25 protein-coding genes are annotated in these 22,191 nt (G+C 68.3%); 11 read left to right on the top strand and 14 right to left on the bottom strand.

Annotation, left to right across the window (positions count from 1 at the left end; all coding sequences use genetic code 11):
* The first annotated feature begins 17 nt into the window (after positions 1-17).
* Complete coding sequence (locus tag ACUZUJ_RS16305) at positions 18-575, top strand: DUF2058 domain-containing protein (RefSeq protein ID WP_049447105.1); 558 nt, start codon at positions 18-20, stop codon at positions 573-575.
* Between the two features lie 170 nt (positions 576-745).
* A complete protein-coding gene (locus tag ACUZUJ_RS16300) occupies positions 746-1,012 on the top strand; it encodes a DksA/TraR family C4-type zinc finger protein (protein WP_032129365.1) in 267 nt (88 codons plus the stop codon).
* Positions 1,013-1,573: 561 nt separating this feature from the next.
* On the opposite strand, the gene ACUZUJ_RS16295 is transcribed toward ACUZUJ_RS16300, so the two are convergent.
* Together ACUZUJ_RS16295 and ACUZUJ_RS16290 are read right to left on the bottom strand one after the other, a co-directional pair.
* Entirely contained in the window at positions 1,574-2,167 is a 594-nt protein-coding gene (locus ACUZUJ_RS16295) for a mechanosensitive ion channel domain-containing protein (RefSeq protein ID WP_014038061.1), read from the bottom strand.
* Between the two features lie 34 nt (positions 2,168-2,201).
* A complete protein-coding gene (locus tag ACUZUJ_RS16290; protein WP_458220950.1) occupies positions 2,202-2,381 on the bottom strand; it encodes a hypothetical protein in 180 nt (59 codons plus the stop codon).
* 126 nt (positions 2,382-2,507) lie between these two features.
* Between ACUZUJ_RS16290 and ACUZUJ_RS16285 the strand changes: the two genes are divergently transcribed.
* From ACUZUJ_RS16285 to ACUZUJ_RS16275, 3 genes are read left to right on the top strand one after another with little or no spacing between them, the layout of a single operon-like run.
* Positions 2,508-3,086, top strand: coding sequence for an RNA polymerase sigma factor (locus ACUZUJ_RS16285; protein ID WP_014038059.1), 579 nt, complete (start codon positions 2,508-2,510; stop codon positions 3,084-3,086).
* Positions 3,083-3,616, top strand: coding sequence for a hypothetical protein (locus tag ACUZUJ_RS16280; RefSeq protein ID WP_458220949.1), 534 nt, complete (start codon positions 3,083-3,085; stop codon positions 3,614-3,616). The genes ACUZUJ_RS16285 and ACUZUJ_RS16280 overlap by 4 nt, the downstream gene beginning before the upstream one ends.
* 11 nt (positions 3,617-3,627) lie before the next feature.
* A complete protein-coding gene (locus ACUZUJ_RS16275) occupies positions 3,628-4,509 on the top strand; it encodes a DUF4097 family beta strand repeat-containing protein (protein ID WP_014038057.1) in 882 nt (293 codons plus the stop codon).
* A gap of 49 nt (positions 4,510-4,558) precedes the next feature.
* On the opposite strand, the gene ACUZUJ_RS16270 is transcribed toward ACUZUJ_RS16275, so the two are convergent.
* The 3 genes from ACUZUJ_RS16270 to ACUZUJ_RS16260 form a co-directional block, all read right to left on the bottom strand.
* A complete protein-coding gene (locus ACUZUJ_RS16270; protein WP_005410566.1) occupies positions 4,559-4,741 on the bottom strand; it encodes a hypothetical protein in 183 nt (60 codons plus the stop codon).
* Between the two features lie 11 nt (positions 4,742-4,752).
* Positions 4,753-5,004 carry a YkgJ family cysteine cluster protein gene (locus tag ACUZUJ_RS16265; protein WP_005410565.1) on the bottom strand — a complete coding sequence of 84 codons (252 nt, stop codon included), beginning with the start codon at positions 5,002-5,004 and terminating at the stop codon, positions 4,753-4,755.
* A gap of 271 nt (positions 5,005-5,275) precedes the next feature.
* Positions 5,276-6,637 carry an Hsp70 family protein gene (locus ACUZUJ_RS16260; protein WP_458220948.1) on the bottom strand — a complete coding sequence of 454 codons (1,362 nt, stop codon included), beginning with the start codon at positions 6,635-6,637 and terminating at the stop codon, positions 5,276-5,278.
* A gap of 192 nt (positions 6,638-6,829) precedes the next feature.
* Here ACUZUJ_RS16260 and ACUZUJ_RS16255 point away from each other — a divergent pair, with 192 nt between their 5' ends.
* Entirely contained in the window at positions 6,830-7,165 is a 336-nt protein-coding gene (locus tag ACUZUJ_RS16255; RefSeq protein ID WP_458220947.1) for a zinc ribbon domain-containing protein YjdM, read from the top strand.
* Positions 7,166-7,172: 7 nt separating this feature from the next.
* Here ACUZUJ_RS16255 and ACUZUJ_RS16250 read toward each other — a convergent pair whose 3' ends face one another.
* Positions 7,173-8,324 (bottom strand): transglutaminase-like domain-containing protein, encoded by a 1,152-nt coding sequence (locus ACUZUJ_RS16250; RefSeq protein ID WP_458220946.1) that lies wholly within the window; start codon positions 8,322-8,324, stop codon positions 7,173-7,175.
* Positions 8,325-8,553: 229 nt separating this feature from the next.
* Between ACUZUJ_RS16250 and ACUZUJ_RS16245 the strand changes: the two genes are divergently transcribed.
* The 4 genes from ACUZUJ_RS16245 to ACUZUJ_RS16230 all read left to right on the top strand — a co-directional run bounded on the left by ACUZUJ_RS16245 (position 8,554) and on the right by ACUZUJ_RS16230 (position 11,418).
* Positions 8,554-9,156, top strand: a complete 603-nt coding sequence (locus ACUZUJ_RS16245; protein ID WP_101765896.1) for an HD domain-containing protein — start codon at positions 8,554-8,556, stop codon at positions 9,154-9,156.
* Between the two features lie 79 nt (positions 9,157-9,235).
* Positions 9,236-9,379, top strand: coding sequence for an oxidoreductase-like domain-containing protein (locus ACUZUJ_RS16240; RefSeq protein ID WP_087923267.1), 144 nt, complete (start codon positions 9,236-9,238; stop codon positions 9,377-9,379).
* The gene (locus ACUZUJ_RS16235; protein WP_458220945.1) at positions 9,376-9,993 is read left to right on the top strand and encodes a DUF998 domain-containing protein; all 618 of its coding nucleotides are present in this window, start codon (positions 9,376-9,378) and stop codon (positions 9,991-9,993) included. The genes ACUZUJ_RS16240 and ACUZUJ_RS16235 overlap by 4 nt, the downstream gene beginning before the upstream one ends.
* Positions 9,994-10,071: 78 nt before the next feature.
* A complete protein-coding gene (locus ACUZUJ_RS16230) occupies positions 10,072-11,418 on the top strand; it encodes a virulence factor family protein (RefSeq protein ID WP_458220944.1) in 1,347 nt (448 codons plus the stop codon).
* 83 nt (positions 11,419-11,501) lie between these two features.
* Here the strand turns inward: ACUZUJ_RS16230 and mprF are convergent, their stop codons facing one another.
* Positions 11,502-14,066 carry a bifunctional lysylphosphatidylglycerol flippase/synthetase MprF gene (gene mprF, locus ACUZUJ_RS16225; protein WP_049447123.1) on the bottom strand — a complete coding sequence of 855 codons (2,565 nt, stop codon included), beginning with the start codon at positions 14,064-14,066 and terminating at the stop codon, positions 11,502-11,504.
* Between the two features lie 192 nt (positions 14,067-14,258).
* Here mprF and ACUZUJ_RS16220 point away from each other — a divergent pair, with 192 nt between their 5' ends.
* Entirely contained in the window at positions 14,259-14,606 is a 348-nt protein-coding gene (locus ACUZUJ_RS16220; protein ID WP_005418155.1) for a RidA family protein, read from the top strand.
* 50 nt (positions 14,607-14,656) lie between these two features.
* Here the strand turns inward: ACUZUJ_RS16220 and rnfB are convergent, their stop codons facing one another.
* The 7 genes from rnfB to ACUZUJ_RS16185 form a co-directional block, all read right to left on the bottom strand.
* Complete coding sequence (gene rnfB, locus ACUZUJ_RS16215) at positions 14,657-15,070, bottom strand: Rnf electron transport complex subunit RnfB (RefSeq protein WP_458220943.1); 414 nt, start codon at positions 15,068-15,070, stop codon at positions 14,657-14,659.
* Positions 15,071-15,095: 25 nt separating this feature from the next.
* On the bottom strand, positions 15,096-15,686 hold the full coding sequence (locus ACUZUJ_RS16210) for an HAD family hydrolase (RefSeq protein ID WP_049447126.1): 591 nt from the start codon (positions 15,684-15,686) through the stop codon (positions 15,096-15,098).
* 78 nt (positions 15,687-15,764) lie between these two features.
* The gene (gene metG, locus ACUZUJ_RS16205; protein ID WP_101765892.1) at positions 15,765-17,846 is read right to left on the bottom strand and encodes a methionine--tRNA ligase; all 2,082 of its coding nucleotides are present in this window, start codon (positions 17,844-17,846) and stop codon (positions 15,765-15,767) included.
* A 102-nt stretch (positions 17,847-17,948) separates the two neighbouring features.
* A complete protein-coding gene (locus ACUZUJ_RS16200; RefSeq protein ID WP_014038046.1) occupies positions 17,949-18,392 on the bottom strand; it encodes a DUF2147 domain-containing protein in 444 nt (147 codons plus the stop codon).
* Between the two features lie 366 nt (positions 18,393-18,758).
* On the bottom strand, positions 18,759-19,163 hold the full coding sequence (gene gloA2 / locus ACUZUJ_RS16195; RefSeq protein ID WP_458220495.1) for an SMU1112c/YaeR family gloxylase I-like metalloprotein: 405 nt from the start codon (positions 19,161-19,163) through the stop codon (positions 18,759-18,761).
* Positions 19,160-20,230: a serine hydrolase domain-containing protein gene (locus tag ACUZUJ_RS16190; RefSeq protein WP_049447132.1), complete on the bottom strand. Its 1,071-nt coding sequence runs from the start codon at positions 20,228-20,230 to the stop codon at positions 19,160-19,162. Before ACUZUJ_RS16190 ends, gloA2 begins: the two co-directional genes overlap by 4 nt.
* A gap of 16 nt (positions 20,231-20,246) precedes the next feature.
* Complete coding sequence (locus ACUZUJ_RS16185; RefSeq protein ID WP_458220494.1) at positions 20,247-22,187, bottom strand: DUF885 domain-containing protein; 1,941 nt, start codon at positions 22,185-22,187, stop codon at positions 20,247-20,249.
* Between the last annotated feature and the right edge of the window lie 4 nt (positions 22,188-22,191).

Raw genomic sequence — 22,191 nt, 5'->3', positions numbered from 1 at the left:
CGCGGTACGCACCGACCATGGCAAAGCCCAACGCGCTGCAGGAACAATTGCTCAAGGCCGGCCTGGCCAAGAAGTCGCAGGCCAGCGCTGCCGCGAGCGCGCAGGCCAAGGCCCGCCAGGGCAAGGCCGAATCGACCTCGGCCGAGGTCCAGCGTGAGGCTGAACGTGCCCGCGCCGAGAAGGTCGAGCGCGACCGCGCACTGGCCGCCGAACGCAATGCCCAGGCCAGGCTGGCTGAACAGAAGGCCCAGGCCAGGCAGATCATCACGGCCCACGCCGTACCCCACAAAGGCGACGACGAGTACCGCTTCAGCGACGGCGCAGCGATCCGTACCCTGCTGATCGACCCCAAGCTGCGCAAGGCGCTGTCGGTGGGCGTGCTGGTCATCGTTGCCCATGGCGAGGGCTACGCCCTGCTGCCGCGTGCTGCCGCCGAGAAGGTGCGTGAGCGCGCGCCGGAGGCAATCATCGTCGATCACGGCCAGCCGGGCTCGACCGCCGAGATCTCCACCGGCAACGCCGAGGACGACGCCTATTACGCGCAGTTCCAGGTGCCGGACGACCTGGTCTGGTAAGCAAAAAGGGGACGGAGGGGATTAAGCCGCAATCGGCCTGATCGGACCCGCCCACGTTCTGTTCGTCATCCTGAAGCGCAGCCGAGCGTGGCTCGGCTCTACATGAAGGCCTGTCTTTTTGCCGAGGTGTATCGTCCCCACATCAGGCGACACACCTGCGGAGGATGGCCATGGCCACCGGTTGGGCGGGAGACGGCGCGGTCCAGGACCAGATCGACGCCACCGTCGACGATGCGATCGCCCGCGCGCGGCGCCAGCTGCGCGAGGGCCCGGGTCTGGAACACTGTGAGGAATGCGACGCGCCGATCCCGTTGGCGCGGCGCCAGGCCGTGCCTGGTGTTCGGCTGTGCGTGGCGTGCCAGCAGGCACATGATGATGAAGCGCAGGCGCATGCCGGTTACAACCGGCGCGGCAGCAAGGACAGCCAGTTGAGGTGAAGGTTGCTCGGCAGGGCTGCGCCCTGCACCCGCAGATGCTTCAAGCCAAGGCAACATCAACAGCAAAAGCAAAAGCTGGCATTCCGCGGGATGGCGGGGCGGTGTCGGAGCGCGGGGACGCCGTAAACCCGTCCATGGGGGCTTGGCCGCGGCATCCATGCCGCGGACACCCCGCACTCCGACACCGCCCCACCTTCGACGGGTTCACGCGGCTGTTGGAACGCGCGGCTGTTGGTAGGTGTCGACCTTGGTCGACACGATTTTGCTGCCAGATATCGAATGAATCATCCACGCATGGCGTGGCTCTACTGTGTCGACCAAGGTCGACACCCATCAGAGCGGAACGCCGTTCCGGCAGATCGCGGGAAACTGTCGAGGGCGGGGTGGGTCCGGTTGAGGGGGGCGTGAGCCGCATGGATGCGGCGACCGAGCCTACATGGACGTATTTACGGCGCCCCCCTCAACCGGACCCACCCCGCCATCCCACGGAATGCCCGTTCTTGATGTTGAAGTTGACGTTGTTTCGGCAGGTGCAGGGCGCAGCCCTGCCGAAAACCACCCTCAGCCGTCGCCCTGGATGCCGCCGGGGGCCTGCGCCGGGTCGCGCCAGCGGCGCACCGTGCGCTGGAAGAACAGGTTGTTCGGCAGCTGCAGCACCGTGCCCTCGTGGCCGTCGCCGGTCTCCTGCAGCGTGGTGTAGATCAGGTTCACGTCGATCACCCGGCCCTTCAGGCCCGGCTTCTCGCCGTTCTCCAGCACCTCGATGTAGTCGTGCAGGCGGAACGGACGGGTGGTGAAGATCAGCAGCGTGCAGAAGATGTTGGACAGCACGCTCCAGGCCGCGAAGAAGGCCACCGCGCCCACGGCCGCGAAGCCGGTGAAGGCGGTCCACAGGACCGATGGCGATGCGCCGAGCAGGCTGAGGATGTACAGCAGGGCACTGAAATAGACCACGAAACTGGTGATGCGGCGCGCGCCCATCGCCATCTCCGGTGGCAGCGTGTAGTGCTCTGCGAAGCGGCGGATCAGGCGCCGTGCCAGCACTCGCAGCAGCCAGGCCGCCAGCAGGGTCAGCAGGATCTTCACGGCGATGCCCACGTCATTCAGCCAGGGGTGGGTCCAAGGCGGCAGGTGATCCTTCAGTGACAACATCATGGAGTGACTACGGAGGGGGAAACGGCCCCCGATGTTACCCGGCGTGTGATCCGGTTTCGACCGCCGGTACCCAGGCCAGGCAGACCAGCTCCTGGCGATGCTGCTGCAGGCAGGCGTGGCCGTTGTCGGGGTGCAGGTGCAGCGACAGGCCCAGCGCCTGCAGCACGACACAGGCGGCGATCACCAGCAGGGCGGCGCAGGATGGGCTGGACATGCAGGGACTCCTGGACGGCAATTTCGCGAAGGACCTTCCATGGATGCAGCAGCCATCAAAAAGGTTGCACGGCAGTGATCGTCGTCCGGCTCTAAACCTTTTCCCGGGCCGCCGCATCCAAGCGATATGCTCGACACCACCATGCCCGCGCCGCCTGCCGCCCACGACGCCGTCGATGAACCCGCTCTGGTGCGGGCGGCGGCCGCCGGCGATACCTCGGCCTATGAACTGCTGTACCGGCGGCATGCGCCGCGCGTGTTCGCCGTGCTGTGGCGCCTGTGCGGGGGCCAGCAGGCGCGTGCCGAAGATGCCTTGCAGGAAGCGTTCCTGCAGGCGTGGAAGGCGCTGCCCGGGTTCCGTTTCGAGAGCAGCCTGTCGACTTGGCTGCATCGCCTGGGCGTCAACGCTGCGCTGATGGAACTGCGTGGGCGCGCCGCCGGGCAGGACCACGACAGTCTTGAGGATGTGGACGGAGGACTGCAGGAACTGGCGGTGCATGACAGTTGTGCCGGCACCGAACGCGACCTCGAACGGGCGCTGTCGACGCTGCCACCACGGGCGCGCGCGGTACTGGTGCTGCATGACATCGAAGGCTGGAAACACCACGAGATCGCCGAGCAGCTGCAGATGGCCGTCGGCAGTTCCAAGGCACAGTTGCATCGTGCGCGCGGCCTGTTGCGCGCACGGCTGGGAGACATGACATGAATACACACGAACACGATTCCGACCACGATCTGGCGGCCCGACTACGCGCGCTGCCACCCGAACGCAGCCTGCCCGCCGATGGCTGGGCGCGGTTGTCGGCGCAGCTGCCGCCGCGCGAGCCACAGGCGGCGCCTGTGCCGGCCGACAACGTTGTGGCGATGCCTGCACGTTCGCGCCGGCGCTGGTGGTTGCCGGTGGGGGCCGCACTGGCCGCAAGCCTGGCGCTCTACGCGGTGGCGCCGTGGCGCCATGCGCAGCCCGACGCGCCGGTGCCGTCTACCCTGCAGTTGCAGGCCGCGGCGATGACCCAGCAGTACCAGCAGGCAGTGGCCTCGTTGCCCGCAGGCCGGGCGCCGGAATGGCAGCCGGCGCTGCACGAACTCGATGAAAGCGCGGCACAGATCCAGGCCGCGCTGGCGCAGGATCCACGTGCGCCGCATCTGCTTGGCCAGCTCAAGCGCACCTATGCGCTGCGGCTGGAATTGACCCGGCAGGCGGCCTATGCCGCCGAGTCCGGCCTGACAACCTGAGGAGACCCCTGATGACACGATCCCTGATGACCTGCTGCGCCGCGCTGTTGCTGCTGCCGGCGGTGGCCCTGGCTGACACCCAGATCGACGAGCGCCACAACCTGGCCGCCGGTGGCCGCATCGAACTGAGCAACGTGGCCGGCAAAGTGACCGTGCGTGGCTGGGACCGCAATGACGTGCAGCTCACCGGTACGCTCAGCGATGGCCTGCAGCTGCGCCAGGAGAAGAGTGCCAACCGCGTGCGCTGGGAGATCGAGTACCCGCGTCGCAACAACAACGGCGGCGCGACGCTGGTGCTGAACGTGCCGCGCTCGGTGGAACTGCTGCTGAGCACGGTCAGTGCCAGCCAGGACATCAGCGGCATCGATGTGCGCCGCCTGCAGGCCGACACGGTCAGCGGCAGCCTGAGCGCCTCCGGTCGCAGTGGCGACAGCAAGCTCAATACGGTCAGCGGCGGTGTCATCGCGCGCCTGCAGACGCCGAAGCTGGACGTGAACACGGTCAGTGGCCGCATCGAAGCTGGCGGCGGCGTGTCCGGTGACATCGGTGCGCAGACGGTATCCGGCCGGGTCGAGGTCGATGCCGGGCGGGTGCAGCGGCTGGCGGTGGAAACAGTGTCGGGCAGCATCGACCTGTCGGCGGCCGGGCTGGCACCGGGGGGCCGTATCAATGTCGAATCGGTGAGTGCGTCGGTCAACCTGCGCCTGCCACGCACGGTCTCGGCGCAGCTGTCGGTGAACAGCTTCAGCGGGTCGATCAACAGCGACGCCGGCCAGGTGGAGCGGCCGCGCTACGGCCCCGGCAGCCATCTCGATACACGGCTCGGCAATGGCGACGGTGACATCCGCATCCAGTCGCATTCGGGCAGTGTCCGGGTACGCCTGGATCGCTGAGCGCGATCCGGCAGGCCGCGGCGGCAGCGCCGCCGCGGTCGGAGCTGGGTCAGCTGGCTTTCTTCAGCGCCCAGGTAGTGCCGAGGACTTCGATCTTGCCACCGGCCTTGCGGAACGCTGCCAGGTCCGAAGCGATCGAATCGCTGCTGACCACGGTGCTGGCGGCCGCGCCCTTGCGTTCGCTGCGGATGCTGTTGCTGGCCTTCGCGGGGGTCTTTGCCTTGCGGGGCATGGTTGCTCCTGTCAGGTGGAAGGGGAGGAAAGCGCCCAGGCATCGGCCTGGCGCAGGTAGTCCTGCCGCTCGCGGCGGCAGTCATCGCCGCCCATCGAAAACTGGCGGCAGATCGCCGGGCGCTGCGAATAGATCGTGCAGCGCAGGTGATAGGGATCGATCGCCGCGCACCAGCCTTCCTCGTTGCGCGCCATCACGGCACGGCCGTGGGTGTCGCGTGACAGGAACTGGCCGGGCACGTGGTCGCCGGGCTGCAGCAGCACGGGCAACCGGCAACAGACCGCGTCACAACGGCGGCAGTCGATGGGTGCAGGTGCTGCGTCAGGTTGTAAGGCCTCAGGGGCCTGGCGGGTGCCCAAAGCGGGTCTCGATGGCGGCTCAGGTGCTGCGCGGACCATGAACGAGCCAGGAAGGCATGGCCGCTAGGCCCGCTGGGCGGGCCAGGCTGCACCGTGGACACACACCGGCGTGGCCAGTGGAAGGTGCAGCAGGGTTCTAGCCGACCAAGAGTAACTTAGACCGCGTAACGTTTTGTTAATCCTGGCTGGCTGCCGCCAGCGCAAGGCCCTGCACCACCCCGAGCGAGGGCTCGCCGTGGACCATGCGGGCGCCCGGGAAGGCGGCCGCCACCGCCTGGCGCAGGTAGCCGGCGCGGGACATGCCACCGGTCAGGAACACCGCATCCGGGTCGCCGCCGATGTCGTTGCGGACCAGGGCCAGCAGCTCCCGGATCTGCTCCAGGTAGCCATGGGCGGCGGCGGCCAGGCCGTCGGCGCTGCTGTCGGCATGCAGGTCGCGGGCGATGTAGTCCAGCGTGCTGCGGTGCTCGCTGGCAGCGCTGAGGGCGATCTTGGCGCGTTCCACGTCGCGGTACAGGCGGGCGGTGTTGCCGGTGTCCTGCAGGGCCTGCAGGCGGTCGCCCCAGGGCGCGTCCACATGGTCGTACTTGTGCAGGCGGAAGTCGCGCTGGCGGGTCATGTCCTGCACGGTGGCCGCTTCCACGTAATGATGGGCGGGCACGCGGGTGATGCCGCGACCGAACAGCGGCATGTAGCTGGACAGGCTCAGCGCCAGATCGATATCGGTACCGCCACGGGCGATACCCCAGGCGCGGTGGATGTGCGGGGCGTCGTCGCCGCCGACCTCGGCATGGGCAATGTCGGTGGTGCCGCCGCCGATATCGACGATCACCGCCTGGTGCCGCTCGCGGCTTTCGGCGTGGTAGTGCATGGCCGCTGCGGCCGGTTCCTCGAGGAAATCGATCTGGTCGAAGCCGGCCTGGGTGGCCGCTTCGCGCAGGATGTCCAGCGCCTGGTCGTTGCCGGCTGCGCCGATCGAACTGCGGAACTGCACCGGACGCCCGAGCAGGGCGGCACGCAGCGGCTGGCCGAGCTGGGCGCTGGCGGTCAGGCGGATGTGTTCGAGGATGTGCGCGGCGATGCCGGTGATGGTCTGCTTCGCGCGCGGGTGCAGGTTGTAGCCGAGCATCGACTTCGGGCTCTGCACCAGGTTGCCTTCGTGTTCCTCGAAATAGGCTTCCAGCGCTTCGTCGCCGTAGACCGCGTTCTGCAGCAGGTCGTTGGCGCTGCGTTCCTTGCCGGCGCGGGCTTCCATCCATTCCCGGCGCAGCGCGCGCAGGGCTTCGCGGCGCAGCGCCTGCGGCGTGCGTTCCTGGCCGGCGGCACGCGCCGCGCGCGCGGCGCTGTCGATCATCTGCTGCAGCTGGTGTTCCTGGCCGTCGTCGAGCTGGAAGTCGTCCGGGTCGGGCACCACGCCGGGGAAATACACGCTGGTGCGGAACTGCTCGGCGTCGCCGAAGCGGATCGGCAGCAGTTTCCCCTCATGCACGATGGCGGCGGCGGAATTGCTGGTACCGAAGTCGATGCCGAGGCGCATGGGGAGTTCCGGGGGCGATCAGGGGCCGCGCACTCTGCTGCAGTTCGCCGCCGACTGCAAGTTCCTGCGGCCTCCCGTTCCGGATCGGGGTTCCGGATCGGGTCATACGGTCCGCCGGGCGCCGCCCGGAAAAGGGCAGGGGAGCCGGGCGGTTACAATGGCGGCTGTTGATTCACTTTGAGGTACTTGCTGATGTCTTCTGCCCCCGCCTGCCCGCAGTGCACCCTGGAAAATACCTATGCCGATGGCGCGCTGTGGATCTGCGCCGATTGCGGCTTCGAATGGACCGCCAAGGAAGGTGCCGGTTCGACCCTGGTCGTGCGTGACAGCAACGGCAATACCCTGCAGGCCGGTGACACCGTCACCGTGATCAAGGACCTGAAGGTGAAGGGCTCCTCGATCCCGCTCAAGCAGGGCACCGTGATCCGCAACATCCGCCTGGTCGAGGACGATGCCGAGCACATCGAAGGCAACTCGGACAAGATCAAGGGCCTGGTCCTGAAGACCTGCTTCCTCAAGAAGGCCTGACCGGCTTTCAGCGCCTGGCCTGCTGCTGTGCGCGCCAGCGGGCCAGGCTGTCCAGCTTGGCCTGGTAGCGCGCCTGCTGCGGGGCACCGCCCAGCTCCTGCGCGCGCAGCAGTTCACGATCGGCGCGCTTGAACTGGCCGGCCAGAAAATAGGCCCGCGCCAGCCCGAAGTGGAATTGGTGTGCGGTGTCGTACAGGCGCACGGCCTGCCGGTAATAGCGGATCGCCTGATCCAGTTGGCCGGCGCGTTCGGCTTCGGCGCCGAGCATGTACTGCGCGAACGGATCCTCGCGCTGCACCGACTGCAGCCGCTGCTCCAGCGCCTGCGCCTGCACGACCATGCCCAGCTTTCGGTACAACGTGCTGGCGTTGGTCAGTGCAGCGTCCTGGCGGCCGTCCAGTCGCAGCGCCGTTTCCAGTGCCCGGCGCGCGGCGGCGGTATCGCCCGTACGGTTTTCCAGCACGCCCAGGTTGTTCCAGGTGGCGGCGAAGCTGTTGTCCTGTGCCAGCGCGGCATTGAAGAAGATGCGTGCACCCACCAGGTCGCCGCTGGCCATGCGTTCCGCGCCGCGGTTGTTGTAGAAGTGTGCCAATGCCCTTGCCTGGCTGATCGGCAGCGGCCCGCGGCGGTCGTACAGCACGTTGCGATCCAGATCGACGGTGGCGAAGCGGCCGGCGAAGCCGACCCCGGCATTGACGTGGCCGACGCTGTAGACCAGGCCCTGGGCCTGGTCCTGGTACCACGACACCACCTGGCCGACTTCCTGCACGCGCGCCTGGATGCCGGCTTCGCGTGCCAGCGCGACGAACATCAGGGTGAAGGCCAGGCAGTTGGCGCGCCGCTGCTGCCAGATTTCGCTGACGGTGAGGGTCGCGTCGGCGTCGTACTGCAGGTCCAGGCCGTGGCGGTCGAAGATCATTTCCACCAGCGCCTGCAGGCGCTGCTCGCGCGAGTAGCTGCGATTGATCACCTGCGTGCGCAGCATGTCGCGCATCGCCGTTGGAATCGCGAACACCTGCTGCGGCGTCGGAATCGTCGGCGCGGCGGTGCTGGCAACCACCGTGGGGGCTTCGGTCGCGGCAGGGTTCAGTGCGATCGCGGACGGTGCGGCCAGTGCGGCCAGTGCCAGCAGAACGGATCGGGCGGCAGGACGGTACATGACGGCTCCCGGCAGCGGCGGGCGCTCCCGCCTGAGGCGAGTGTAGACCTGTGCGCGCACCGCTGCAGTGACCGCTGGTCGGTCCGCGCGTTCATCCACAGCCGGTGTGGACCAGCGCTCGACAAAGCTGTGGACAACCGCGTTGCGGCCCCGTGGAAAGGGCGTTGTGAGGGTGTGGTGAAAAAACCGCCAGCTTGCCCGCCACAGGCGCAGGCGGGATGATCCAGGCATGGACTTCTCCCCGCTGACGCTTGCTCCGGCGCAGTGGCAGGCGCTGCAGCACAGCTATGCAACGCCGCCACGGGCCTACCACCACTTCGGCCACGTGCGCGCGGTGCTGCAGCACTGCCAGGAGGTTGCCGACGGCCCCGGCTGGCAGCAGCCGGCCGAGGTCTACCTGGCCGTGCTCTACCACGATGCGATCTACGTGGCGGGGCGAAAGGACAACGAGGCGCGTTCGGCGCAGCTGGCCCTGCAGGCGATCGCGCAGGCGCCGGAACTCGTCGCCGTCGATGCCGCCCGGGTCGAGCAGCTGATCCTGCTGACCGCCCGCCATGGCGCGCTCGGCCCGGACGATGTCGATGCCGAGGCCGCGTTGTTCCTGGACTGCGACATGGCGATCCTGGCCGCGCCGGAACCGGTGTTCGCCGCGTATGACCGTGGCGTGGCCGAGGAGTACAAGGGCGTGGTGCCGGGCTTCCTGTATCGCGCCGGTCGCCGCCGTTTCCTGCAGGGCCTGCTGCGCGCACCGCGCATCTTCCTCAGCGAATTCTTCCACCAGCGCCTCGACGCGGCCGCGCGCGACAACCTGCGCCGCCAGCTGGACCACTGAGCCGGCCCGGTACACTGGTGCCCGTTTCCATCGATCGCCGCTTCCAATCGTGTCCGTCCCTGATCCCGATCCCCGTCCGATGCCGCCCGAAGAGCCCGGTCCCAACGAATGCTGCGGCAGCGGTTGCCCGCTGTGCGTGCTGGATCTGTATGCCGATGAGCTGCAGCGCTATCGCAAGGCGTTGGCCGAATGGCAGGCGCGGCACCCGGAGGCGTCCGCATGAGCCGCGCGCGTCCGGCGGCGCTGCTGGCGCTGGTGGCGCTGCTGCTATTCGTGGCCACCGCGCTGTGGACCCAGTTCGCGCGCACCGATCTGGATTGGGTGCGTGCCACGCTCAGCCTCTACCTGCACGGGCCGTGGGGGCTGGCGTTGCGCGCGGCCTACTGCCTGTTGGCGCTGGCGATTGCCCTGCTCGGCATCGCCCTTTATCGCTGTAGCATCGGCCCGCGGCGCAGCGCGGCGGCGCCGCTGCTGTTCACGGTCTCGGCACTGGGCCTGGCCACGGTCGCCATCGGCGACAGCTGGCTGCCCGAAGCCACGCCGCTGCTGGCACCGTTCATCCATGGGCTGGCGGCCAACACCGCGTTCCTGTGCGCCAGCGTCGGCATGCTGCTGCAGGCCTGGTACCTGCGCCGCGAACGGGGCTGGCAATCCGCCGCTGGCCTGCTCTGGGGCTGGGCCTGGCTGGCCTTCGTGCTGCTGTGGCTGCACGTGCTGTGGCGTGGCGGGCCGCCGCGCGGGCTGGGGCAGAAAGTGGTGATCGTGGTGATCGTGGGCTGGCTGTTGTATCTGGCACTGGCGCTGTATCGACGCAGTCGTCGCGCCGCGGCCTGCTGAAAGCCCAACGGCCTGCACCGGTACGTGCCGTGCACGTGGAGGCAGCGTATCGTGTGCGCATTCCATCGGGGCTGCGATATGAAGCGTGCAGGGCTGGTCAGGGTAATGGGTGTGGTGCTGGCGCTGGCCGCACTGCCGGCAACCGCGGCAGCGACCGTGCAGCAGTTCAGCCACGGACGGTTCGAACAGATTCCGGTGCACATGCCATCGGGAACGCCGCAGCGGGTGGTGATCTGGTTCCATGAACCTTCCGCCGGCGGCGATACCAGCCGTCTGCCGATCGAGGCCCTGCGTGCCGATGGCGCGATGGTCGCAGCCGTGGACATCGCGCACCTGCGCGGGGTGCTCAAGCGTGAGGGCGACCCCACCTGTTCGTTCGGCTCCGGCGACGTCGAGAACTTCTCGCGCTGGCTGCAGGCCTCCCTGCATCTGCCCGGCTACCACCTGCCGCTGGTCGGCGGCGATGGCGAAGGTGCAGAAATGGCCTACTCGCTGGCCGCGCAGGCCGACACCCAGGTGTTCGCCGGTCTGCTCACCACCGGCTTCTGCCCGGACCACAACCACGAGCGCATGGTCTGCGGCGATGGTGTGAAGCGCAACACGCTGCAACCCGCCGAACTGAACTTCCCGTGGTTGAGTGCAGCCGGTGATCACGGTTGCAAGGTGGGTGAGGCCAACGGGTTCGTGCAGCAGGTCGCGATGGCGCGCGAGTTCAAGCGCACCGCGCGTGGTGATGCCTCACCGGGCCTGGTGGCTGCGGCACGGGTGATGGGTGCGCAGGCGGGCGTCAGCCTGGCACCGCCGCCGGCCGCGCTGAAGGGCCTGCCGGTGGTGGAAGTACCGGCGACCGGCAACGGCGACACGCTGGCCGTGTTCGTTTCCGGCGATGGTGGCTGGGCCGGCCTGGACAAGGACGTGGCATCGTCGCTCAACGAGCATGGCGTGGCGGTGGTCGGCATCGACTCGCTGCGCTACTTCTGGAGCGAGCGCACGCCGAAGGGCTTCGCTGCTGACCTGCAGAAGATCATCGACCACTACCGCCAGCAGTGGCACCGCGACAAGGTGATGCTGATCGGTTTCTCGCAGGGCGCCGACGTGCTGCCGGCGACCATCAACCAGCTCGACGCCGATACCCGTGCGGCGCTGGACCGTATCGTGCTGCTGTCGGTAGGCAAGAAGGCCGACTTCGAATTCCACGTCAGCAACTGGCTGGGCGGTGGCGGCGACGGCCTGCCGATCGCGCCGGAAGTGGCCAGACTCCCGACTGGCAAGACGCTGTGCGTGTACGGCCAGGACGACGATGACGCGCTGTGCCCCGGCCTGCCGGCCAACGACGGCGTGCAGAAGGTGAAGCTGCCCGGCGACCATCACTTCAATGGTGATTACGACCGCCTGGCCGAAGTGATCCTCAAGGGCGGGGCGTGAACCGGAGAGCGTGCGAACCAACGGTTCGCACCCACCAGAACGAGCCGCGGTAGCGTCGAGCCATGCCCGACGCTACCGCGGCCTCAGTTGCGCCGCGGGTCCAGCGAGATCAGGCGCGTGGCATCGAGCAGCGCCGCCGGCAGGTGCATGCCACCCGGCGCAGCGAGATAGCGTGGCCGCCACTGCGGGTCGAACTTCGACTTGAAGCGGCGCAGGCCACTGAACCCGTAGAAGCGTTCGCCGTGCCGCGCCAGCAGGCCGGCCAGGCGGTTCCAGCGGCCGGCCAGGCGATGCTGTGCCAGCCCGGACAGTGGCGCCATGCCCAGCGAGAAGCGTGCGTAGCCCTGCGCGCGGCCCCACAGGAACAGCTCGATGAAGAGGAAGTCCATCGTGCCCTTCGGCGCCTCGTTGACGTGGCGCATCAGGTCCACTGACAGCTCGGCACCGGCCGGTGCCTGCCACAGGTTGGCGAACGCCACGATCTGGCCTTCGGCCTCGACCAGCGCCACCGGGAAGCGCACCAGGTAGTCCGGGTCGTAGCTGCCCAGCGAGAAGCCCTTTTCGTCGCCGGCCTTGTCTTCCAGCCATGCGTTGGAGATCGCGTGCAGGCGTGGCAGCAGGCTGGGAATCTCCTCCACCGGCGCCACGCGGAACGACAGGCCGCTGCGCTTGCCGCGGTTCCAGGCCTGGCGCAGGTCTGCACGTTCGCGGCCTTCCAGGCCGAAGTCGTGCAGCGGCACCATCGCTTCTTCGCCCAGCTTGACCAGCCCCAGGCCGAGGTCAAGGTAGGTCTGCCAGTAGGTCTCGCCGACCTGGTAGAAGACCGGGCGCAGGCCGAGCCGGTCGGCTTCCTCGCGGAAGCGCCAGATCAGTGCGCGGGCGACCTCCGGCGGGCCGACCGGATCGCCCATCGCGATCAGCGAACCGCCGTAGCGCTGCATCATCACGAAGCCCTGCTTTGCATCATCGCGCAGCACCGCCTTGTCGGCGGTCAGCACCAGGCAGGCCTGGGTATCGGTAGCGCCGGCCAGCACCGGTGCCAATGACTGCAGCGTGGCTTCGTCGGCGGGTTGCAGTGGGCTGCGCGTGCTGTGCAGCAACCGCGCAAGGCCGAACATCACCAGTGCGATGGCCACCACCAGCAGTGCACGCAACGCGCGCGGTGCGTTGCCCGACACCGCGAACTGCCACCACAACTCGTTCTGGTATTCGACATGGCTGTAGGTGAAGAACAGCAGCCAGGTCACCGCCACCAGCACCAGGCCGAGGTTGCGCAGCCACGGCCACGACCAGGCTTCGTCCAGCAGCGCACCCTGGCGGTAGAACTCGCGACGCGCGGCCCACAGTGCCATCGCCACAAGCACTGCCGAGACCGCGATCAACAGTTGCCCACCACGCAGCCACAGCGGCAGTGGGGTGATCACGCATACCGCCATCGCCAGCATCCACGCCGCGTGGCTACGCCGGGCCAGGCCCTGGCCGATCAGCAGCAGCGCGACACCGCTGAGGCTGCCGATCAGGTGCGAGGTTTCCAGGATCGGCAGCGAGGCGTTCACCAGGTGACGGCGCGGCGTCGGCAGCGTGCCGTCGATGACCAGCGCCGCGCCGATGCTGAACACCGCCAGCGCGATGATCTGCGGCAGCCATGGGCGCAGCGCGTTCCAGCCGGCGCGGGTTGCCCCGGCGCTGGCCTGCAACGGCTGCCGCAGGGCAGGCGCAAGTGCGAGCAGGGTGGCCAGCACCAGCGGCAGCACGTAGTAGGTAACGCGGTAGATCAGCGCCGCCGCCAGCACCGCCGCCGGTGCCACCTGTGGCAGCAGCTTCAACAGGCTCCACTCGAACACGCCCAGGCCGGCCGGCACGGTCGAGACCAGGCCGGCCAGCACCGCCACCAGGTACAGGCCGACGAAGCCGGGCAGGCCGGTCGGCGTGGAGTCCGGCAGCAGCACGTAGAACGCGGCACTGGCCAGCACCAGCTCGATCACGCTGAGCACGGTGACGCCGATCATGGTGCGGCGGTCGGGCAGCCACAACGCATGGCCGAGCACGCTGAACTGCCGTCCATCGCGGCCGACCAGCAGCACGGTACCCAGATAGGCGAGCAGGGCGACGATGCCGACGATGCGCACGGCATCGGGATTCAATGGCAATGCCAACGCCGCTGCCGCCGGTTCCATGCACAACGCCAGGCTGATCAGCAGCCACGCACCGAACACGAAGCCGAGCGTGCTCATCAGCACCACCTGGCCGATCTGCGCCAGGTCGAGGCCGGCGCTGCGGTAGCCGCGCAGGCGCACTGCGCCACCGGTCAACGCGGCAAAGCCCACGGTCTGGCCCAGCGTGTGCGCGAGGAAGGCGGTGATGCCGATGCGCGCCGGATGCACACGGATGCCGCTGCGGCGCAGGCCGATGGCATCGAAGCCGATCAGGCAGGCGTAGCTGGCAAGGCCGAGCACCACGGTGAGCGCGATCTGGGCGCCGCTGAGCTGGCGGAACGCCTGGCGGATGGCACGGTAGCCGTGCTCATCGAATTCACCGGCCAGGCCATGCAGGGCCAGCGAGAGGATCAGCAGGGGAACGACGATGGTGAGGACCCGCTTCCATGCCGGGGTGGAGGAAGCGGTGGCGGGGTCGGTGGCTGGGGTCATCGGCGCAAGGGTGCGTCAGGGGGGGCGAGTGCGGTGTCAACGCGGGCGTGGCGCATCGTGCGCCTGTCGCCGCCATTTGACCAGCGGGTGTGTCGGAGCCCGGTAGTGACGTGTCGCGCGGGGGACCCGTGCACCCACCGTTGACCGGTTTGGAGGACAATGCAGGCCTGATCACCCGCAGGAGCCACGCCCATGATGGAGCGTTACGACGTCGGACCGCGCATGTCCGAAATGACCGTGTACAACAAGGTCGCCTATCTCTCCGGCCAGATTCCGGAAGACACCAGCCAGGACATCACCGGGCAGACCCGGCAGGTGCTGGCGGAGATCGACAAGCTGCTGGCGCTGGTCGCCAGTGATCGCCAGCACGTGCTGCGCGCGGAAGTGTTCCTGGCCGACATCGCCGACTTCGACGGCATGAACAAGGCATGGGACGAGTGGGTGGTCGAGGGCGCGACCCCGGCCCGCGCTACGTTCGAAGCCAAGCTGGCCCATGCCGAGTGGAAGGTCGAGATCGTGGTGACGGCAGCGGTGCCGTAACCGCGGGATGGGGTCAGATCCCTTTCCTGCGGAAAGGGATCTGACCCCTGTTACAGGGGCAGTAACTCGATGCAATCCACCGGGCACGGTGGAATGCACAGCTCGCAACCGGTGCACAGATCGGCAATGACCGTGTGCATGTACTTGGCGCCGCCGACGATGGCGTCCACCGGGCAGGCCTGGATGCACTTGGTGCAGCCGATGCAGTCGGCTTCCACGATCAGCGCCACCTGCGGCGCCTTGTGTTCGCCACGCGAACGATCAAACGGAATGGCGGGCACGCCCAGTACCTGCGCCAGTGCGCGCGCGCCGGCATCGCCGCCCGGCGGGCAGCGGTCCACGCCCGCCTCGCCGCGCGCCATCGCCTGCGCGTACGGGCGGCAGCCGTCGTAGCCGCATTGCCCGCATTGGGTCTGCGGCAGCAGGCGGTCGAGGCGTTCGGTCAGGGGCGGGATCAGGCTCATGCGTGGCGAAGGCTGCGCGTTGGGATTACTTCAGGGGTTTGCCACGGAACCAGCGCTCGTGCGCCAGCGCCAGCATCGGCTTGTCTTCTGAACTGTCACCGTAGGCATGGATGCGCACGTAGCGCGACAGATCGAACTGGCGGCGGATGTGCTCGACCTTGCGCGGGCCGCAGTCGCCGCCGGCATAACGACCGGTCAGGCGGCCGTCCTGGCTTTCCAGCCGGTTGCAGATCAGCTGCAGGCCCAGCTGCTCGCACCACGGCCGCAGGTACAGGTCCAGCGAGCCGGACACGATCACCACGGTGTGCTGCTGTTCCTTGTGCCAGCGGATCTGTTCCAGCATCTCCGGGCGCACAACCTCGGGCAGGAACTCACGCGAGAAGCCGGCCGCCAGCGTGGCGATGTCATCGCTGTGGCGGTCGCTGAAGGTCAGGCGGGTGACGCGTGCACGGATGCGTTCGGCCGAGATCAGTTTCAGCTTGTACGCGGCCAGCCACGGGCCGACCTTCCACCACGCCTGCGCCAGCTGTTCGGCCGTGGCCACGCGGCGCAGGAAACGGCCATAGGTATCGCAGGTGGTCACGGTGTGGTCGAAGTCGAACAGCGCCAGTTCCATTCCGTTGCTTCCCATCGCGTTGCGTCCGGTGGCCGGTGCTGCCGGCGGGCGCGGCGATAACCGCGCCCGCTGCGGGCATCAGCGGACCGGCATGCCCGGCTGTGCGCCGCTGTCGGCGTCCAGCAGCGCCAGCGCGCCGCCGTCGAAACCGGCCGACAGGATCATGCCTTCGCTCAGGCCGAAGCGCATCTTGCGCGGGGCCAGGTTGGCGATGAACACCACGCTGCGGCCGACCAGGGCTTCCGGCTCGCCGTAGCTGCCACGGATGCCGGAGAAGATCTGGCGCTTGCCCAGTTCGCCGGCGTCCAGTTCGAAGCGCAGCAGCTTGTCCGAGCCTTCCACGAACTCGCACACCAGCACCTTGCCGATGCGCAGGTCGAGCTTGGCGAAATCGTCGATGCCGATGTAGGCCGGGGCGTCGGTGCTCTTGGCTTCTTCCTTGGCCGGTGCCGGTGCGGCCGGCTTGACCGCATCGGTCTTGGCGGCGGGGGCGGCAGCGGCGGCCGGCTGCAGGGTGTCCTTGGAGGCGTCGATCATGGCGTCAATCTTCTTCGGGTCGATACGGGTGAACAGCGGGGTGTAGTCGGTGATGCGGTGGCCCAGCAGCGGCTGCACCAGGTCGGTCCAGTCGTTTGCCGGCGCGGCCAGGAAGGCCTCGGCCTGCGCGGCGGTGGCCGGCAGCACCGGCTTCAGTGCGGTGACCAGCACGCGGAACAGGTTCAGGCCCTGGCTGCATACGGCCTGCAGCTGTGCGTCGGCACCTTCCTGCTTGGCGATGACCCACGGCTTGACGTCGTCGATGTAGCGGTTGGCTTCGTCAGCCAGGGTCATGGTCAGGCGGATCGCCGCGGCCGGGTCATTGCGCTCGTAGGCTTCACGGATCGGCGCCAGGCCATCGACGAAGCGCTGGTATTGCGCCGCATCGGGCAGCTGCGCGGCCAACAGGCCGTCGAAGCGCTTGCTGATGAAGCCGGCGCAGCGGCTGGCCAGGTTGACGAACTTGCCGACCAGATCGGCGTTGACGCGGGCGATGAAGTCACCCAGGTTCAGGTCGAGATCGTCGACGCCGCCGCCGGACTTGGCGGCGTAGTAATAGCGCAGCGCTTCCGGCTCCAGGCCGGCATCGAGGAAGGTACGGGCCATCACGAAGGTGCCACGCGACTTGCTCATCTTGGCGCCGTCCACGGTCAGGTAGCCGTTGACGTGCAGGCGGGTCGGCGCGCGGTGGCCGGTACCGTGCAGCACCGCCGGCCAGAACAGGCCGTGGAAGTTGACGATGTCCTTGCCGATGAAGTGGTGCAGCTCGGTGCTGGTGCCGGCACGCAGGTGCGCTTCGAAGTCCTCGCCGAGCTTGCCGCACAAGGTCTGGAAGCTGGACAGGTAGCCGATCGGCGCATCCAGCCAGACGTAGAAGTACTTGCCCGGCTGGCCGGGAATCTGGAAACCGAAGTACGGCGCATCGCGCGAGATGTCCCACGCGCGCAGGCCACCTTCGGCATTGAGCCACTCACCGAGCTTGGCCTTCACGCCCGGCAGGGCGACATCGCCGGCCAGCCATTCGCGCAGGAACGCATCGAAGTGGCCCACCTCGAAGAAGAAGTGCTCCGAATCGCGCATTTCCGGCGTGGCACCGGAGATGACCGAACGCGGCTCCTTCAGGTCGGTCGGCGCATAGGTGGCGCCGCAGACTTCGCAGTTGTCGCCGTACTGGTCGGGGCTGCCGCAGTTCGGGCAGATGCCCTTGACGTAGCGGTCGGGCAGGAACATGCCCTTGGCCGGGTCGTAGAACTGCGCCACCGAACGGCGGCTGATGTGGCCGGCCGCTTCCAGCTTCAGGTAGAACTGCTCGGTCAGCGCCTGGTTGGCCGCCGAGTTGGTCGAGTCGTAATGGTCGAAGGCCACGCCGAAGGCGGCGAAGTCACGTTCGTGGCTGGCCTGGATGTTGGCGATGAAGGTTTCCGGGGTAACCCCGGCCTTTTCCGCAGCCAGCATGATCGGCGTGCCGTGGGTGTCGTCGGCGCAGACGAACCAGGCCTTGCCGCCGCTCATTCGCCGCGCACGCACCCAGATGTCGGCCTGGATGTAGCCGACCAGGTGGCCCAGATGCAGCGGGCCGTTGGCGTAGGGCAGGGCGGTGGTGACGAGCGCGGTACGGGTCATGGTCGCGGGGTGAAGCCGAGGGGAACCGCAGAGTATCGCATGCCCGCAACGAGGTGACCCGGCCGGGGCCGGGTCACGGGGATGAAGCGGGAACGGGGGCGCTTATTCGCGCTGCCAGGTCTGCGCGCGGCAGATGAAGGCGATGCAGCCGGACACGTCCAACTTGGTGCCACCCGGCTGCAGCTCCATCTTCGACTTGTAGGTCTTGCCGTTGGCCGGGTCGAGGATGGTGCCGCCGGACCACTTGTTGGCGCCGTCGGCCTTCAGGTTCCAGAGGATGGTCATGCCCTTCACCGGCTTGTTCTTGTTGGCGCCTTCACATCCATCGCAGACCGGGTTGGGGCCCTTGTCCGAGTGCAGGATGTCGACCACCTTGCCGGTCAGTGTGCCGTTGGCGGCCTCGGTGATCTCGACGATCGACTTCACCTTGCCGGTCTTGTCGTCGATGGTCTTCCAGCGGCCGGCGGCGCCGTCGGCGGCCTGGGCCGACAGGGCGGCCAGGCACAGCGGCAGTGCCAGCAGCAGGGTCTTGAAGGTGTTGCGCATGGTCCCCTCCCAGGGTTCATTCCGGCACGCTGCCGGCATGGGTCGACTGTATACCCATTCGGCGGGGTATGGGGAAGGGGGGCTTTGCAGGGCTGCGCCCTGCACCCGCGGTAGTGCCGGCCGCTGGCCGGCAACCTCAACAGCAACAGCCAGCATTCCGCGGTATGGCGGGGTGGGTCCGGTTGCGGGGGACGCCGTGAACCCGTCCCTGGGGGCTTGGCCGCGGCATCCATGCCGCGGACACCCCCGCAACCGGACCCACCCCGCCTTCGACAGGTTCCGTGTGCTGTGGGTAGGTGTCGACCTTGGTCGACACGGTAGATCCACGCCATGCGTGGATGGCGTTTCCGGTGACGCCCGGGGGCGTCAACCGACTTCGTACAGCTCCAGCGGCAGGTCGTCGGGGTCGGCGAAGAAGGTGAAGCGGCGGCCGGTGTACTCGTCCACGCGGATCGGCTCGCACGCCACGCCATGCGCGGCCAGGCGCTGGATGAATGGCTCCAGCGCGGCCACGCAGAACGCGAGGTGGCGCAGGCCCTGGGCTTCCGGGCGGCTGGGCCGGGGCGGCGGGGAGGGGAAGGAGAACAGTTCCAGCTGCCCGCCGTCGGGCAGGGCCAGGTCCAGCTTCCAGGAATCGCGCGCGCTGCGGTGGTTCTCGGCCAGCACGCGCAGGCCGAGGATGCGCACGTAGAAGTCCTTCGAGCGTGCGTAGTCGCTGCAGATCAGTGCGGCGTGGTGGATGCCCAGCAGGGCGTCGGCATCGCGGGTCATTGCAGGGTGTCCAGCCAGCGCTGGGCGATCTTCAGCGCCAGCGGATAGGGTTCGGGGTCGTTGCGGTTGGTCAGCACGATCACGGTCAGGTGCTTCTCCGGGTGGCGCACGATCACGTTGCGGAAGCCGATGCTCTCGCCGCTGTGCCATTGCACCGGGCCATTCAGGCGCCAGCCGAAGCCGTAGTGCGGTACGTCCGGTTCGGGTGTTGCCGTGGCCGGGCTGAACATCGCGCGGCGCGAGGCCTTCGACAGCAGGCGGTCGTCGTACAGCGCCGCATCCCAGCGGGCCAGGTCGTCCAGCGAGGAATAGATGCCGCCATCGCCGAGCACGGCGCTGGTGGTGCTCTGGTCCGTGCGTTGCCAACGGCCATCGATCCAGCTGTAGCCATAGGCGCGTGCGGCGATGGTATCGACGCCGTCCTGGTGGGCCACGGTGTGCGCCATGCCCAGTGGGCGGAAGATGCGCTGCTGCAGGAAGGCTGCGAAATCCTGGCCGGAGGCACGTCCGACGATCAGTGCCAGCAGCGCATAGCCGCTGTTGCTGTAGTGGTACTGCGTGCCGGGCGCGAAGTTCAGCCGGTCCTGGTGCGACAGCAGGGTCAGTACATCGGCGTCGTGCACCTGGCGGCTGTCGGCCGGGTCCATCAGGTCTTCGTAGTCGAGCAGGCCACCGGTGTGCGAGAGCAGCTGGCGGATGGTGATGGCGGCGGCAGCCGGTGGCAGTTCGGGCAGCCATTGCCGGGCAGGTTGATCCAGCCCGAGCCGGCCATCTTCCACCAGCAGCAGTACCGCCGCAGCGGTGAACTGCTTGCTGACCGAGGCCAGCCGGAAGTTGCTGGCCGCGGTGACCGCGGTGCCGTCCTCGACCACCGCCAGGCCATAGCCGCGGCGGAATACCGGCTTTCCGTCATGCAGCACCAGTACGGCGGCGCCGGGCACCTGGCCGTCGTAGGCCTGCATCAGGCCGTCGATGCCCGCATCCGGTGGGGTCAGCACCGGAGCGGCGGAGGTGGCCAGCGGCAGCAGGCCCAGCACGACGGCGAACAGGGCGACGGCAGGACGCATGGCGGCTCCGGAAGGGTCAGGGTGACGGGGCGGGCGTGGCGCTGGCGGGCTGAACCATCCAGCGCTCCATCTTGCGGTCCAGCACATCCAGCGGCATCGAGCCGTCCTTCAGCAGTTCGGCATGGAAGCGGCGCAGGTCGAAGGCGGCGCCCTGGCGTGCCTTGGCCTTGTCGCGCAGGGCAACAATGGTGGTCAGGCCAGCCACGTTGGACAGCGCCTGGCCGGGCTGGGCCATGATCCGCTCGACTTCGGCGTTGGCATCGTCGCTGCTCATGTCCACGGTCTTCTGCAGGTAGGCGACGGCCTGCTGCTTGCTCCAGCCCTGGGCGTTCACGCCGGTATCGGCCACCACGCGGGCGGCGCGCAGCAGGCGCGAGTACAGGTAGCCGATGCGGTCGTAGGGATCGGTGTAGATGCCCAGGTCTTCGCCCAGCGTTTCGGCGTACAGGCCCCAGCCTTCGACGAAGGCAAGATCGCCACCGAGGCGGCGGAAGCGCGGCAGCTTGGCCAGCTCCTGCTGCAGGCCCAGCTGCACGTGGTGGCCTGGGATCGCTTCATGCAGGTACTGCACCGGCACGTTCCAGCGCTTGCGGCTGGGCAGGTCGCGGGTGTTCACGTACAGCACCGCGGATTGCCCGGGCAGTGCCGGCTGGTAGGCCGCGGCAGCGGCGGTCAGTGCGCGCTCCGGTTCCACCGCGCGTACGTCCAGCGGCGCCTTCGGCATCGTATCCAGCACCTGCGGCAGGCGTGCGTTGACCTGCTGCTGCACCTGGCGGTAGCGGTTGATCAGCGCGTTGGCATCGCCGTACTGGAACTGGCGGTCGTTGCGCATGCTGCGCAGCAGCTTGGTGGGGGTACCGCGCAGCTTGGCATCCTTCATCACCGTGGCGATCTGGGCCTGCAGTTCCTGCACGCGTTGTTCGCCCAGCGCGTGCAGCTGCGCGGCGGTCTGGTCGCTGGCGGTGGTCTGCACGATCAGGTTGGCGTACCAGGCCTGGCCATCGGGCAGTGCGCCCAGACCGCTGCTGGCGCGGGTGGCGGGCAGGTATTCGGTGGCGATGAAGCCGCGCAGGGCGCGGTAGGCCGGCATGATGCGCAGTTCGATCATGCGCTTGTACTCGGCGCTGATGCGCGCCTTGTCCTCAGCCGGGATGGTGTTCGGCATGGTGCGGATCGGCGACCAGAAGATGCTTTCCTCGGCGGTCGGCTTGATCACTGCATCCAGCTGCGGCAGCACTTTTTCCATCAGGTCGCGCGGCTGTACCACGCCGGCCTTCATGCCCTGGCGCATGTTGTCGATGGCCTGGTCGAACAGCTCGGGAATGCCCAGCGAACGGCGCGACCAGGTGTCGTAGTCCTGCACGGTGTTGAACGGCTGCGCGCCGGCGCCGGCACCGAGGATCGCCATGATGCTGCCGATGTTGTAGTACTGGCTGATCGGCATCATCCAGCTCGGGTAGCGCTCGGCGGCCAGCGAGGCGCGTGCGTCGCGCACGAAGATCTCGTAGCTGAGCAGGTCCTGGCCCTGCAGACCGTCACTGCCGAGCTTCTCGACCTTGCCCAGCCATTGCGTGGTGAAGTCGTGCGACTGCTGGCGCCAGGCGGCGGAGAGGATGTTGGGCAGCTGGTCGTTGTAGCGGGGTTCGCCCTGGAAGGTGGCCTGCAGCGGGTTCAACCGCATCGAGGCATCCCAGTATTCGTCGTACAGGCGTTCCAGCTGTACCTGCTTGGGTACGGCACGGGCCGGTGCGACCGGGCGCGGCGCGGCGCGGCGTGCCGAGCTGCCACGCGCCGGCGCGGTGGCGCGGGCGGGCTTGGCCTTGGGCTTGGCAGCCTGGCGGGTCTGCGCGGCGGCAGGGCGGCTGGCCTTCTTCTTCGCTGCTTCGGCCGACGGCACGGCACTGAACAGGAACAACGCGGCGATGGCGGCGGCCAGGGCGCGGGTGGGATGCGGCATCAGG

It is taken from the genome of Stenotrophomonas sp. S4, from assembly GCF_054187805.2.
Note: the sequence above shows the minus strand (reverse complement) of the source record. Positions and strands in the feature narration are given on the sequence as shown.

Coding starts and splice junctions, on each gene's coding strand:
- rnfB (WP_458220943.1), bottom strand. CDS start 15,070: ATGAGCCTGATCCCGCCCCTGACCGAACGCCTCGACCGCCTGCTGCCG.
- ACUZUJ_RS16260 (WP_458220948.1), bottom strand. CDS start 6,637: ATGCGCCTCGGCATCGACTTCGGTACCAGCAATTCCGCCGCCGCCATC.
- metG (WP_101765892.1), bottom strand. CDS start 17,846: ATGACCCGTACCGCGCTCGTCACCACCGCCCTGCCCTACGCCAACGGC.
- ACUZUJ_RS16235 (WP_458220945.1), top strand. CDS start 9,376: ATGAGCCGCGCGCGTCCGGCGGCGCTGCTGGCGCTGGTGGCGCTGCTG.
- ACUZUJ_RS16280 (WP_458220949.1), top strand. CDS start 3,083: ATGAATACACACGAACACGATTCCGACCACGATCTGGCGGCCCGACTA.
- ACUZUJ_RS16300 (WP_032129365.1), top strand. CDS start 746: ATGGCCACCGGTTGGGCGGGAGACGGCGCGGTCCAGGACCAGATCGAC.
- gloA2 (WP_458220495.1), bottom strand. CDS start 19,163: ATGACCCGCGATGCCGACGCCCTGCTGGGCATCCACCACGCCGCACTG.
- ACUZUJ_RS16290 (WP_458220950.1), bottom strand. CDS start 2,381: ATGTCCAGCCCATCCTGCGCCGCCCTGCTGGTGATCGCCGCCTGTGTC.
- ACUZUJ_RS16305 (WP_049447105.1), top strand. CDS start 18: ATGGCAAAGCCCAACGCGCTGCAGGAACAATTGCTCAAGGCCGGCCTG.
- ACUZUJ_RS16285 (WP_014038059.1), top strand. CDS start 2,508: ATGCTCGACACCACCATGCCCGCGCCGCCTGCCGCCCACGACGCCGTC.
- ACUZUJ_RS16210 (WP_049447126.1), bottom strand. CDS start 15,686: ATGGAACTGGCGCTGTTCGACTTCGACCACACCGTGACCACCTGCGAT.
- ACUZUJ_RS16255 (WP_458220947.1), top strand. CDS start 6,830: ATGTCTTCTGCCCCCGCCTGCCCGCAGTGCACCCTGGAAAATACCTAT.
- ACUZUJ_RS16250 (WP_458220946.1), bottom strand. CDS start 8,324: ATGTACCGTCCTGCCGCCCGATCCGTTCTGCTGGCACTGGCCGCACTG.
- ACUZUJ_RS16190 (WP_049447132.1), bottom strand. CDS start 20,230: ATGCGTCCTGCCGTCGCCCTGTTCGCCGTCGTGCTGGGCCTGCTGCCG.
- mprF (WP_049447123.1), bottom strand. CDS start 14,066: ATGACCCCAGCCACCGACCCCGCCACCGCTTCCTCCACCCCGGCATGG.
- ACUZUJ_RS16275 (WP_014038057.1), top strand. CDS start 3,628: ATGACACGATCCCTGATGACCTGCTGCGCCGCGCTGTTGCTGCTGCCG.
- ACUZUJ_RS16230 (WP_458220944.1), top strand. CDS start 10,072: ATGAAGCGTGCAGGGCTGGTCAGGGTAATGGGTGTGGTGCTGGCGCTG.
- ACUZUJ_RS16240 (WP_087923267.1), top strand. CDS start 9,236: ATGCCGCCCGAAGAGCCCGGTCCCAACGAATGCTGCGGCAGCGGTTGC.
- ACUZUJ_RS16245 (WP_101765896.1), top strand. CDS start 8,554: ATGGACTTCTCCCCGCTGACGCTTGCTCCGGCGCAGTGGCAGGCGCTG.
- ACUZUJ_RS16220 (WP_005418155.1), top strand. CDS start 14,259: ATGATGGAGCGTTACGACGTCGGACCGCGCATGTCCGAAATGACCGTG.
- ACUZUJ_RS16295 (WP_014038061.1), bottom strand. CDS start 2,167: ATGATGTTGTCACTGAAGGATCACCTGCCGCCTTGGACCCACCCCTGG.
- ACUZUJ_RS16270 (WP_005410566.1), bottom strand. CDS start 4,741: ATGCCCCGCAAGGCAAAGACCCCCGCGAAGGCCAGCAACAGCATCCGC.
- ACUZUJ_RS16185 (WP_458220494.1), bottom strand. CDS start 22,187: ATGCCGCATCCCACCCGCGCCCTGGCCGCCGCCATCGCCGCGTTGTTC.
- ACUZUJ_RS16200 (WP_014038046.1), bottom strand. CDS start 18,392: ATGCGCAACACCTTCAAGACCCTGCTGCTGGCACTGCCGCTGTGCCTG.